This is a genomic window from Pseudoalteromonas sp. PAB 2.2, assembly GCF_001938575.1.
Taxonomy (GTDB): domain Bacteria; phylum Pseudomonadota; class Gammaproteobacteria; order Enterobacterales; family Alteromonadaceae; genus Pseudoalteromonas; species Pseudoalteromonas lipolytica.
Genome location: NZ_LYPI01000007.1, coordinates 779590 through 793334, shown reverse-complemented (window position 1 = coordinate 793334; position 13745 = coordinate 779590). Strand labels below are relative to the sequence as shown.

The following is a 13745-nucleotide window of genomic DNA, read 5'->3' as shown; positions in this document are numbered from 1 at the left end:
TACGCGTATAATGCCCACTTTTTGTGGGGCGCAAAAATTGAATATTATTACTCTCAGCGTATTGTCGCTTGCAATGTCAACCGACGCGTTTGCTGCATCAATCACCAAAGGCAGTTCACTTAAAAACCCACGTATTCTTAGTGCCATTAAATTGGGTTTAATTTTTGGCTGCATTGAAGCAATTGCCCCTGTTTTAGGTTGGTTAATTGGCAGTGCGGGTGCCGAGTACGTTGAAGCCTATGATCACTGGATTGCGTTTGTATTATTGGTGGGCCTTGGCATACACATGATCATTGAAAGTCGTAAAGACGACGATGACGACGCCGACGAAGTGCCAAGCAATAAGCGCTCATTAATGGCAACCCTGCTGACCGCAGTAGGCACCAGTATTGATGCAATGACCGTGGGCATAAGCCTTGCGTTTATGAAAGTTAATATTTATGTTGCTGCCGCAATGATAGGTCTCGCCACAACCGTAATGGTGACTATCGGCTCATTACTGGGGAATGTGATGAGTGGCTGGGTTGGCAAAAAAGCTGAAGCCATTGGCGGTATTGCCCTTATCTTAATTGGCTCAGGCATTCTATACAGCCACACTTACGCTTAATTTTAGCTGTTCAAACAGCTATTTTGGGCAAGGTTAACCACACACCTTGCCCAAATCTCTCTCCTGTCTTCTGTGTTCTCATAAAAAGCCTGATATAAAAAGCCTGATATAAAAAGAGTGCCATCACGCATAATTTGTCTTCAAATTTTAATAAATGCCTTGTATGTTATGACAAACCACTAAAGGAATGACGCTATGACCCCTAAAACGCTGATTTTCAACTTTGATGGCACAGGCAGTGAGCCCCGTGATGCAGAACAATTTAGTGCCGCTCATTTCAAAGAAGACGCCAGTATTTCCAATATTCTTAAACTTCACTTGTTATTTGGCGGCACACTCAACAGTGAACCCGAAACGCCATTCCCAAGCCAACTTAGTTTTTATTATCAAGGCATAGGCACTCAAGGAAGTCGCTTCAGACGTTTATTCAATCAAGCATTAGCCCCAAGAGGCGACGATGTCGCCAGTATTTTAAACCGCGCAATAAACGACTTTAAACAATATTACGCTGTGGGCGATCGGGTTTTGCTAACGGGTTTTAGTCGTGGTGCAGCATTGGCAAGGCGTTTTGCAAAATGCCTTGAGCCCTTAATAAGCGACAATGTTTTTTTATGCGTATTTGATACCGTGGCATCCATTGGTTTTTCAAAAGTGACCAAAGCAACACGTGGCGCTGAACACGTTATTTTTGAAAACTACACCCTAGCCAATAATATTAACGCAGCCCTGCATTGTGTTGCACTGGATGAAAAGCGCCGCGCGTTTGAGCCAACACTCATAAACAAAGCGCCCCATATAGAAGAGGTATGGTTTGCGGGCGCACACTCTGACGTGGGTGGCGGGTATTACCGTGATGGCTTAGCCGACATTTGTCTGCGTTATGCTATTGAGTGGTTAATAGAACAAACTATTTCACTTAACCTTCTGACCAGTGCTGATATTAATTACCATAGTTTACTGCCCGATGAGCACCGTAATTTAATTGCCCAAGACGATGTCACTGTCACCCCCGATCCGTTGGCGCTTAGTCACCAACAAAATTACTTTTGGTTTAATCCTTTATTTAAGCTTGTTGACCGAGAGTGCTGCGTATTGGTTGATAATGAGCAAAGTGAACATCCTCCCACAATTCATTACACCGTGGCAGAGCGTATTAACCGTTTAACCAGTTATCGTCCTGAGTCGCTAAAAAGCCTTACGTATGATGTGCTCTACAATGATGAAAGCCGCTTAACCTTCAACGGCTTAAGCCCACATATTGCGCTTGATAAACAAAACATGACCGTACTCAGTATTGGTCAAAGTAAAGATGTATTTGTTTATGGCGCCGAAAAATATAACCACACCGGATTAATGTTAGCGCAAGGGGCGACCTATCGGTTTACGCCTTATCCTGATCAAACTTGGTATGACGATGGCATTAGTTGCGGCCCCGCGGGTTGGCATCGTGATAACGTGCAATTAGGTGTAAAAGAAATTCCCATGGCTGTGCTTGAGCCATTTAGACGCTTAGCGCATGCACAGTGGTTTGCACTTATTGGCGCGATTGATGACAACGATGAGCATTTATTTGAAATTGCTGAAGGTGCCGATATTCGCATTACAAAGTCAGGCGAGTTTTGCCCCTTTGCGAATGACTTAAATCGTTTTTATGGTGCCAATGCCGGACGTATCAAGTTGCGTGTTACGCGGTTAGGCTAACTCACTGTGTTTTATAGGAACTAATAATATCGGTTATTGCTTGCTTGTTGAATTGAATCGCGTGGTTAATAGCCTGTCGTTCCTCCTCGGAGAGGCTCAAGTCGCTTAGCATAAAATAAATATAATCGTTATTAATAATATACGGATGAATTTTTACGTTGTTAGCCTGATGTTGTTGAATCAAGCTTAAGCCTGCTAGTTCATCGTCAATAAAAAAATCAACGCGTTTGGCCACCAGCATTGCTAAGCGCTGTCGTAACGAGGGGACAGTAACAAACTGATCTTTATATTTTTTATTCTTACTTAAACGTGTCAATTCATCGCCATAATAACTGCCGCTATTGGTAAGAATAGTTTGTTTATGGTCGAGTAAACCTTTTAAGTCTTGTGATTCCAAATGGCTGTGCGGATACCAAAAAAGACGCATAACTTCGTTACGATAAGGCACTGAAAAAGTACTAAAATCATCTCGCTGTTGGCTGTAGCTGGCTGCGGGAAGTAAATCAACAGTGCCATGTTTTAATTCAGCAAATCCACGTTTTGACGAAGGCATTGCGATAAATTGACTGCAAAACCCTGCTTCTTTTAACACCAAGTCAGTAATCTCTATATCAATCCCAGTGAGCTGATCATTTTGGCTAAAAACATAGGGTCGCCACGATTGGCTCACCCCGACTTTTAAAACCCTATCGCAGCTAAACGCTTCAGTGCTTAACGCAGCAAAAACCAATAAGAAAAGCACTTTCATCGTCATCAACACACCTGTAGTTTAAGAGCCTAAACTCATCACTCTTTTAGTATGGTTCATAATAGGTGAAACACAAAAACTAAGCGAGGAGGAAAGTGAGCAATTAAAATAAGGAAAAGTTAGAGATTAGACACTAAAAAAGCAGCCCGAAGGCTGCTTTGTAGGGAAATCACATTTTAATAAAATACACTACATGTAGCTAGGTAGGTTTAAAGTGCTTTCCATACATCCACAACGCCTGGCTCTTCTCCTTGAGTCCACCACTTCGCTTCGTATTTTGTACCTTGGTGAACGACTTGGTCGCCCCCGTTGTAGATACCAGCAGCTTGCCAAACCACATCACCATTACCGTCTGTTGGTTTTGAGCTTGCTTCCCACGGGCCACCTAAATCAGGACGGTTTCCTTGTGTCCACCATTTTGCAGTATATTCAACACCGTTATAGATTACCGTGTCACCGCCCACATAAATGGCGGCTTCATCCCATGTTGTATCGCCACCCGGTGGGTTTGTTGTGCCAGAGTCAGTCACTGTCACGTTGAAGCTTACCGATGTCGTAGCTTGTGTGTCAGATACCTCTACCGTTACAACATAGCTTGTATCTGCATCAACGCTGCCCGCTTGCAAACTAATATTTGCACCTGAACCCACCAATGTTAAGCCCGCAGGCACTGTCCAGTTATAGCTAAGTGCATCATTATCTGCATCCGTAGCAGACACTGATACCGCAACGCTTGCATCTTCAGCAACGGTTTTATCTGAAATTGCAGCCACGACAGGCGCTGAATTGCCGCCCGTACTTGGCGCCACAACATTCACTGTTACATTACGGCTCACCACGGCTTTACCGTCGGTGACCGACACCGTTGCTAGGTATTGCGCATCACTTGTCACTGATGGCGCAGCAATAACCAGTGTATTTGAGTTTTCACCCGTTACAGACAGCGCGGCGTCTGCTGTCCAGCTATAAGTCAGTGCATCGTTATCAGCATCGGTTGCTGATGCGACAACTGAAACAGACTCACCGGCGTTTACAGTTACGGTGCTTGATACTGACAGCACAGGCGCTCTGTTACTAGGCTCTGTAACCGCACCACCTAAACCTTCGTGCATCGCATTCAGGATATCACCATTATCGGCATCGATTTCCCATGCAAATAATCCCCCTAAGTCATGTTGATTAACATAGTTACCCTTTGCAATAACAGAGGCAGGGCTGTCATACGTAATCAGTTTACCTGTAGAGCGATTCCAGACATATGCGCCTTTTGCTTGCTCATCGTAGCCCACTTCAAAGCCATTAATACCGGTGCCTGCTGCGCCGATCATATGTGCTTTTATGCCTTTATAATCAATAACACCGTCTTCCCAGACGCCTTGCGCAGTGCTGCCTTTTAAAGGACCCGACCCTGTTGCAGTCATAGGGTTACCATCAATAGTCGTGCCTGCTGGGTAAACCCCTTCCCAACCACGACCATACATCGCTGTGCCCACAACAATTTTCTTCGATGGAACATTTTGCGCAAGTAATAACTGCACTGCGTTATCGGTGGTGTAAGCAGGTCCTTTGTATGGTACGCCTTGGGCGTCAACACCCGTGCCATCACATTGACCAGGGCGGAAATGCGATGAACAGTACAAGGCGGTTTGATGGCCTGTTACTCCACTCCACGCGCCGTAAAAATCGTACGTCATGGCAAAAATGTAATCCATATATTGGCTTGCTGCTTGGTAATCAACATCTTCAATTTTGTCGTAGCCTGCACCAATTGCTGATGTTAGCTCATATTGACGACCAGTCTCGGCTTCAAGCTCATCAAGCATAGCTCGCAGCTCTTGCATTAATGCCACATAAGCAGGGCCATCTGCAATTGGGTCACCTAGCGCCGGATTAGCACCGTCGCCACCAGGGAATTCCCAGTCAATATCGACACCATCATAGAATTTCCATGTTTTTAAGAACTCTTTCATTGATGCGACAAACGTGTCGCGGTTTGCTTTATTAGTAAAATATGCGAATGGGTCAGATAACGTCCAACCGCCTACAGATGGCAATATTTTTAAATCAGGGTAGCGTTGTTTTAGCGCCATTAATTGTGAGTAAGTACCACGGATTGGGTCGTCTGCACTGACACCCGGAAGGGCTTTTTGAATCGCCGCCCACGGATCATGAATAACGACTTCAAAATCTTCAGAGCCCGCACACGCAGTATTTAGCGCGTTTTTAGGGCCTCCAGTCAGTGAATCATTCGGACCACAAATTGGAATGAAACCATATAAAATGTGACTTAAGTTTTGTGCAGGAATATTTGTGACATCGTAGTCACGCCCATAAATACCCCATTCAACGAAATAAGCCCCTGTTACCAACCCTTCTTTTGTACCAATGTCTTTATTATTTGGATCGTAATCCATGGGTAATGGGGCTAAGTGCGCACCGTCGGTGTCGGCAATAACAATGGGTTTGCCTTCACTGCGCGCGCACGTTGTGCCACCTTCACAAAGCTCAACATACAAAGTGTGGCGACCCGCTTTATCATAAGGGAAACTAATCACTCCGCTTTTAGTGCCCGCAGCCAAAGGGCCTTCGTTTACCAGCATGTTGTCAAAATACACTTTGTAGCTATCGCCACCATCACCGCTCCATGCATTCCACTCAATGTTAATCGTTACTTGATCAACACGTTTAACGAGGCTTTTATACGAGCCCGTTCCTTCAAGGTTTACTTCAACAAACGAGTACTCTTGCGGTTCCCAAATAATGGTCGGTGTCGATGGTGCAGCATTCGCTGCACTGGCACATAATGCAACACCAATGGCTGCGCTTAATTGTTTTATATTCATGATTCTCTCTTATCTATTTTTATTTAGCTGTTTGCTGTTATTGATAAAGTTTGAACTACAAAACTTTAGATTTTTGCCCATACTTGGCTGGTACTCGGTGTATCGCCCTGAGTCCACCACTGCGCACGATAGCGCTGTCCTTGATAGGTCACCTCGTCACCGCCTTGGTAGGCTTTGCCGATGTTCCATTCGCTCGATGCCGAACCTGATTCAAGCTGCCATGCATCACTGCTGTCGGGTTGTGCGCCTTGGTTCCACCATTTCGCACTGTAGATCCCGCCGTTAAAGCTCACTTTATCGCCAGTGTTATATTGCGCGCTGTTATCCCACGCGGGCGCATCGGGGTTTGGCTCAACCCCACTGCTATTAAGTACCGTGACCGTAAAGCTGGCTTCGCTGGTAAGCATGCTGTCAGATACTGAGGCCGTGACAGTAAAAGAGGTATCTGCATCGACTTCTGGTGCTATTAACGTGATGTCGGCACCCGCCCCAGTAAAGCGAAGAGGAGCCGGTACATTCCAGCGGTATGTTAATGCGGTTTGCTGATCGTCAAAGGCATGTAAGTGCACATCTGCCGTGCTATTTTCATTCAGGGTGATAGCTTCAGGTTGATGGATAATAGGGGCAGTATTTTCAGGTGCGGCTTTTACGCTCAGTGCAAAACTGTAGTTGGCGTTTGTTGCAAACACCTGATTGGTTAATATATCGCTGGCATTAAAAGCGATTGTGCCACCAGCATCTTGCACACCAATGCGTAGTAAATGGCTGTAATTCAGATTAAGCAGCTGAGCAAACTCTGCTTGCCAATTAGCCTGATTATCGCTGGTGACTTGCATTTGTTGCGTAAACAGCTCTTGCCCTGTTTCATCAAACAAACGCGCAGACACACTGTCACCCACTTCTGCATTTTGACCTTGGCGCACAAAATACGTCAGTGCAGACCATTCACTCGGATCAGACGGTGCTGTGTCTGTAACAATGGTAATATCGCTACAGTTATAAAAGCCCTCGCCACCTGCATCATCACGCTGCCAGCGAGTATATAAAATAGCGTCGCCACTGCGCTCAGCAGGAATAGACACGCTCATTTCATAGTAACGGTCGTTATTATCACCAATCACAAAATCAAGATTGCCGTATTCCTCAACCAGCTCTAAATCGTCCCACGTGAGAACGTCTGTGGCGCTATCAAATCCGGGCTTTGTCAGGTAAAACTGCCAAAAACTTGGGTTATGAGGCGTACTTGCTAAAAAACGCACTAAAATATCGCCATTCGCGTTGGGCACCACCTCGGTACGTTGCCAGTGAGCTGAGGGTAAATCCATGCCTCGTTTTTCACTGTCGCCTGCCGCACATAAACGGCCATCGGGCACACTGTCTTTTACCGCTGCTAGGTTGGTGTAATCAATCGTGTTCGCTGAATATTCAATATCTTGCACAAACTGCACATGTCCTGCCTCTGCAAATGCTGCACGGCAAGCAAGATTAGGAATAGCGCTACCATCAGCGGGCCACCAATAACCGCCGTCTGCCTGACAAAATGCTTGGCGAGCTTTAGGGCTTTCTAAAAATCCGTGGGCATTCACATGGCTTGATACACAGGCAAGCAGCATGCTGGTTGCCACTGCCGATAAAGACAATGCCTTCGATTTAGTTGTTTTCATTGTTGTATTCTCGCTGTAGAAATGCGGAGCACATTGCGTGCCCCGCTTTGTTGAGTTAAAGCGTGCAGCTCACAGTCCAATCAGCTGATGTGCCTGGCTCTGTGCTTGTCCACCACTTAGCTTCGTAAATCACATTGTTGTGATTCATCAGATCACCGCCAACGGCATGGCTTGGGTTACCAGCCCAGTCTGTTTGCGGCCAATTTGGATAGACCGCAATGCTGGCAACATCGACACCGTCACACGTTGCATCGTTACCCCCTGTGTCACCGCCATTGTCACCGCCTGGGTTTGTGGTGCCCGGCACGGCATCAGGAAGCATTGGGTACTCGTATTTAAATGCGTAGGTTTTGCCCTCTTTTTCAATAGTGAAATTAGTTGGGCCAGTAATAGGCATGTAATACATGACTTGTGCATCAACGGTTTCACCGGTGTTAAAGGCTTTTTCAATTCCACCCCACTCATTTACAAGAGTGATTGAAAAGCGATGGAATTCATTCTCATAACCACCAATATTGTTGCCCGCAGCATTCGAGCCATTTGCCTCAACCGCCATACCGAGCTTTTCTTGCGCATTCCAGTTCGACTTGAAAATGGCTGATGTCGATACCGGCACATCAAAGCTAATTTTCGCGCCGCTTAAATCAATATTTGAGTTATTAGTAAATGAGAAAGTCGGTGAAATTGGGTAGTTATCATCACCAATCGGGAAGTCTTTAACCGTAAAGCTCACATCTACAGCTTCGCTGGGCACGGTAAAATCAACATTGCCTTGATGTGTGTCGTATGCCACACCGCTTTGATTAAACTTATCGTAAGCCAGCGTCGTTAAACTTGACCCCATAAAGTACTCGCCTTTTGCCGAGTCGTAATCAAAGTCACCCGCCAGTTCCCAAAACATGATGCCACCCAAGCCATTGTTGATAACGTAATCAACTTTGGTTGCCATCGACTGTTCATCTTCAATTGATAAGAACACCTTTTTATCTGCGTTCCATAACCAAGGCGCCACGGCAACATCATCGTAATAACGTGTATAAGTGCCTGTTAAAACATCATCTGTGTCGGTATCTGGCGTTAAGCCGTAGATTTCAAGGTAAGACGGATTAATCCCGTTTTCTAAATTTTTCGCATGCCATAAAGGATTAGAACCTGCAGGCATTTCTTCACCTACATCGTTCTTGTCATGCCACAGGTTATCAATGCCTAGCGCACCATTGCCACATAGGTTTTTCTCACCGACTCCAGTGCCTTTTGCACAGTTAGATTGATCAGGTAACGCAGCTTGTCCCCACAGGCCATGTGTGCCACCCGACACATCTTTAAAGCCACGCGTGTAGTAAGGAATACCAATATTGATGCGACCCGCAGACACCGCGCCACGGAAGTAACGTACAGCCCAATCGGTATTTAAGTAACCAATGCCTTCGAACTCAGCTGTTGTATACACGCCCCATTGTGCAAGCTCTGAATCAAGGCCAGTGTCATACAATGCTGCGTTGTGACCTACGTGTGAGTTCCATGCGCCATGTAAGTCGTACGACATAATGTTCACGTAATCTAGGTACTTCACGCTTTGGAAAGTTTCCATACCACGCAGTAAGTAACCCGAAGACGGTGATGCAATCGTGAGTAGGTAATGCTTACCGGCTTTTTCACCCGCAATATCAAGCTCTTCACGCAATTTTTTCATCAGCACACGATACGAGGCATTTAAGCCTGCTCGACGCGCATTCGAAATAGCAAAATCATCAGGATGGCCCGAATCATTCATCGACGATGGGTATTCATAGTCAATATCAACCCCATCAAAACCATACGTTTCAATGAATTCAACGGCGCTTTTCGCAAACGCATCAATACCAGCTTGGTTTACCGAGCCATCGGCATTCGTTGTCATTGTGTAAAAACCACCGCTGTTTACGCGCGAGCCATCAGCACCAAAATAACCACCGGTTTCGGCCCAGCCACCCACAGAGATTAATGTTTTTACATCTGGGTGCTGTTTTTTAAATTTATTCAGTAGATTAAAGTGACCTGTGTAGCTAAAGCTAGGATCCATTTCGGCCCCTGTTACCCCCGGCCAAGTCATATTTGTTGCGGGGTTGCCCGCAGCATTCGGATCGCCTATCGACACCTTGTTATTGGCATCAACGTGCGCAAAGGCATAGTTAATATGGGTAATTTTGTCCCACGGAATATCATTCACTAAATAACTCGGTTGACCATTTGCACCATTGCGCCAGCTAGTGAAATAACCAATCACACGACGCGGATGATCAGCGCCCATTTTTTCACGGCCATTGCTGTCATAAACTGTACAATACGGTGTATTCACACCCGGTGTTTGGTATAAACCGTGTGGCTTACAATCAGCACCTGGCGGCGTCGCTTCAACCACATTCACAACGTGAGTGGCAGTGCCAGTTGCGCCTTCATTGTCTGTCACGGTTAACGTAAAGGTAAATTGACCCAGTGCCGGTGCTTGCCATGTATAGCTTGATGACGCGCTACTTGCCTGATAAACAGCGCTGTCATTTTCTGCCAAACTAAGCCCGGTCACCTGACCATCGCTATCACTGCCCGAAAGTGCAAATACAATATCTGTACCCACGGTAACTTGACTCGCCACAGTGCTAAATTCAATGCTTGCTGTCGGCGCTTGATTACCCGGTTCGACAGCATCAGACACACTCACCGAATGTGCCACCGCTGTTGATGCAAGCCCTAACTCATCCGTTGCAACTGCACTTATTACATGGCTTCCGACGGTTGCCTGCCAACTTGTTGAATATGGCGCACTGCTTGTAACAGCCACCGATGTTCCATCAACAAAAAATTCAACACTCGCAACTGTGCCATCAGTGTCAATGGCGTCAGCCTCTATGACAACGCTGTCACCAGTGGTAAACAAAGAACCCTCAGCAGGGTTTAAGCTTGTTACTTGTGGTGCTTGATTCTCACTGACAGCGCTGTCACAAACACCCAATAAACGCCACTCTTGATCAACACCCGATGTCTCCACGGGGTTAGTCTGTGTCCACCATTTAGCTTCATAGGCACTGTCTTGTGCTTGCACCTGATCGCCACCGACATGTGTTTGGCCTTGCTGCCATACTTCTAAGTTACTGCAATCAATTGCAGCCTGTGCTGTAAAGCCAAATACACTGAGTGACAGCGCACTTAGTTTAAAGGCATTTTTTATTAATTGATGTGAGCTCATTCGCTCCCTCCGCCCAATGTTGTTATAACAATTATTTTACATTTCCAACCTAAAAGTAACATAAAAAATAATCAGGTCAACCTCTAATTTACCCAATAAAGGTAAATACATTCTTATTTTTACTGAAAAATACCGTTAATCTCTGTCAAAACTGATAAAAATTATTGAGCTGCGACTAAAACTCGCTCGATTCTACAGCGTAAAAATGAACACAAAATTAACAAGTTTTTAACCTTGAAGCGTACGACTTACAAGGCATTTAGAATTTGGCGAGGGAAAATAGCGGTAAATAGCGTTAATAAAAAATGTATCTTTTTTGGGTATATAGCGAATAAATTAGTTTTATTGTAAAAACATATATAAAAATTGTGTAAAAAGTAAACGCGGTGACTTTTTTAGAAGATGTTTGAGATAAAAAAAGCAAACAGCGGGTGTTTGCTTTTATAAAAAATCCTATTTGATCACAACTCAATTAAGCAGCGATTAAATAGGACTCTCGTCCTGCATGTTTTGCCTTACGCTGATATGCACCTTTGCCTTTTTTAGCTTTTTCAACTTTAGCCTGAAACAGCTTAGAGGTAACCAATGCAGCATAGGCATTGTCGTTAATTACGCCGCGGCCAATATCAACTTGGCTTTGGTTTTTTTGTTTCTTTTTGCTCATTTTTTACTCCTCATGAATGTGTCGCGATTGTATACCGTTAATACTGCTACGCAAGTAGTTTTATTAAAAATATGGCTCTTTTTTCACCCTTATTTTGTCGTAATTTAAATCAATGGCTGCCATGCATTTTTGCCATTTTTATGGTTAAGCGTGTTTTTTATTTGCATTCACATACCAACAGCTGGCAATACTGATTAAAACAACCATAGTTATTAAAAAATAATGACTAAGAATCAAAAAGAACAACAGGATCATAATGACTGACTTACTGTTAATAGCCTATATTTTCCTCATTGCAGGCATTATTGCCGTGCCAATAGCCACCAAGCTGGGACTCGGGTCTGTACTGGGTTACCTACTGGCTGGTATTGCCATTTCTCCTTTGCTAACCACCTTAAATGTGGATGTGATTGCCATTCAGCATTTTGCCGAATTTGGTGTGGTGATGATGCTGTTTATTGTTGGTCTTGAGCTTGAACCTAAAACACTGTGGTCAATGCGCAAACAGCTAATAGGTCTTGGCGGAGGGCAAGTTTTATTAACCAGTGCAGCATTTACTGCACTGGCTATGATGTTGGATCACCCGTGGCAAACAGCTCTCACTATTGGCTTAATTTTATCGCTTTCTTCCACGGCGATTGTGCTGCAAACCCTGTCAGAGCGTGGGTTATTAAAATCAGACGGCGGCCAAGCATCATTTAGCGTGTTACTCACACAAGATATTGCGGTTATTCCCATGCTCGCATTTATTCCATTATTAGCCCTACCAGAGCTGGCAACAGGAATAACAAGCACCAGCAATAACAGTCATACAGGGCTTAGCCTCGTAGCAGGGCTTGAAAGCTGGCAAGCAGCCTTAGTGACATTAGGTATGATTGCGCTTGTGGTGTTTGGCGGAAGCCATCTCACAGCCCCACTTTTTAGGTTTGTAGCACAAGCACGGCTTCGTGAACTCTTTACCGCCACGGCGCTATTTTTTGTTATTGGCATAGCATTGATGATGTCGTTAGTGGGCCTTTCACCCGCATTGGGCACATTTTTAGCAGGCGTGGTGCTTGCAAACTCCCCCTATAAACACGAGCTTGAAAGCAATATCGATCCTTTCAAAGGGTTACTGTTAGGGCTCTTTTTTATCACGGTTGGCGCCAGTATTAATTTTCAGTTATTAACTGATAACCTCGCGACTATTGTGCTTTTAACGGCGATACTGATCCTTACTAAAACAGCGGCGTTATTAATACTTGGGCGACTGTTTGGCTTAAAAGGAGCCGCCCTGTGGTTACTGGCGCTAGGGCTTGCTCAAGCCGGTGAGTTTGGGTTTGTGCTATTAAGCTACAGCGTGGGCAATCATGTGCTTCCATCGGCTTTAGCCGACCAATTGTTATTGGTTGTCACACTTTCTATGTTGTTATCACCGGTATTATACATTGTGTATCAACGTTTCATTGCCCCTCGCTATATTGGCGAGCAAGCTCACCGAGAAGAAACCTTTCCTGAAGATAGCCACGTCATCATTGCTGGCTCTGGTCGTGTTGGAGGGGTTGTCGATTTAATCTTAAAAGCGGGCGGCTTTAACACCACCGTAATTGATTACAATTACAAACAGCTTGATCGATTAGAGCGTGTCGGGATCCGCAATTTTTTTGGTGATGCAACAAGACCCGACTTACTCAGCGCCGCCGGAATAGACAATGCAAAATTACTGGTTGTTACACTCGATGATGCCGAGCAAATAACCAAACTGGTTCGCTATGCAATGCAAAACTATCCGCACCTTCATGTTGTTGCGCGTGCTGTAGACCGCCATCATGTTTATGACTTGTGGGCATACGGGTGTCGCGACATTATAAGAGAAACCTACGACAGCTCCCTTCGCATGGGTCGCAGCGCATTTGAAGCACTCGGCATTGAGCAACAAAAAGCACAAGAGCTGGTTAATATCTTCAGCGAATTTGACAAAGAAATGCTGCGCTTAGCCGCAGACGCCTACGAAATAGGTGTGCCATTTGAAGAAAACAACGCGTATATCGACTGCATTAGTAAACTACTCAACGAAAAAGAGCCTGAGATTAAACAGCGAATGCGCGACATATGCGAACGGGCTGCCAGTAGTTCAAAACAATAAAGGCTTACATGTAACAGCGGCTTTATGCGGTATAACTCAAAGTGAATTAAACCGCTGCTATACGCTTTGCTTTACCCCTGCTGCGTTTTATAAATGCAGGGCGCTATACGTATACCACTGTGCTTAATTAAGTATTAGTATTCACCTTCGCAAAGACAAAAAAATAGCGC

The 13745-nt window shown here is 45.0% G+C and carries 8 protein-coding genes; 3 read left to right on the top strand and 5 right to left on the bottom strand.

Annotated elements, in window-relative coordinates; translation table 11 throughout:
• Positions 1 to 37 precede the first annotated feature (37 nt).
• Positions 38 to 607 (top strand): manganese efflux pump MntP family protein, encoded by a 570-nt coding sequence (locus BWD47_RS03875; RefSeq protein WP_036972950.1) that lies wholly within the window; start codon positions 38 to 40, stop codon positions 605 to 607.
• A gap of 195 nt (positions 608 to 802) precedes the next feature.
• Positions 803 to 2308, top strand: a complete 1506-nt coding sequence (locus BWD47_RS03870) for a DUF2235 domain-containing protein (protein WP_075593420.1) — start codon at positions 803 to 805, stop codon at positions 2306 to 2308.
• Position 2309: 1 nt separating this feature from the next.
• Here BWD47_RS03870 and BWD47_RS03865 read toward each other — a convergent pair whose 3' ends face one another.
• From BWD47_RS03865 to BWD47_RS03845, 5 genes are all read right to left on the bottom strand, one after another.
• Positions 2310 to 3062 (bottom strand): ABC transporter substrate-binding protein, encoded by a 753-nt coding sequence (locus tag BWD47_RS03865; RefSeq protein WP_074988492.1) that lies wholly within the window; start codon positions 3060 to 3062, stop codon positions 2310 to 2312.
• Between the two features lie 203 nt (positions 3063 to 3265).
• Positions 3266 to 5899 (bottom strand): glycosyl hydrolase family 18 protein, encoded by a 2634-nt coding sequence (locus BWD47_RS03860; RefSeq protein ID WP_065979273.1) that lies wholly within the window; start codon positions 5897 to 5899, stop codon positions 3266 to 3268.
• Between the two features lie 65 nt (positions 5900 to 5964).
• Positions 5965 to 7563 carry a lytic polysaccharide monooxygenase gene (locus BWD47_RS03855; protein WP_075593419.1) on the bottom strand — a complete coding sequence of 533 codons (1599 nt, stop codon included), beginning with the start codon at positions 7561 to 7563 and terminating at the stop codon, positions 5965 to 5967.
• 55 nt (positions 7564 to 7618) lie between these two features.
• The gene (locus BWD47_RS03850; protein ID WP_075593418.1) at positions 7619 to 10786 is read right to left on the bottom strand and encodes a glycosyl hydrolase family 18 protein; all 3168 of its coding nucleotides are present in this window, start codon (positions 10784 to 10786) and stop codon (positions 7619 to 7621) included.
• Positions 10787 to 11258: 472 nt separating this feature from the next.
• Positions 11259 to 11450, bottom strand: coding sequence for an alternative ribosome-rescue factor A (locus tag BWD47_RS03845; RefSeq protein WP_036972476.1), 192 nt, complete (start codon positions 11448 to 11450; stop codon positions 11259 to 11261).
• A 256-nt stretch (positions 11451 to 11706) separates the two neighbouring features.
• On the opposite strand from BWD47_RS03845, the gene BWD47_RS03840 reads away from it, so the two are divergent.
• Positions 11707 to 13575, top strand: coding sequence for a cation:proton antiporter (locus BWD47_RS03840; RefSeq protein WP_075593417.1), 1869 nt, complete (start codon positions 11707 to 11709; stop codon positions 13573 to 13575).
• Positions 13576 to 13745 lie beyond the last annotated feature (170 nt).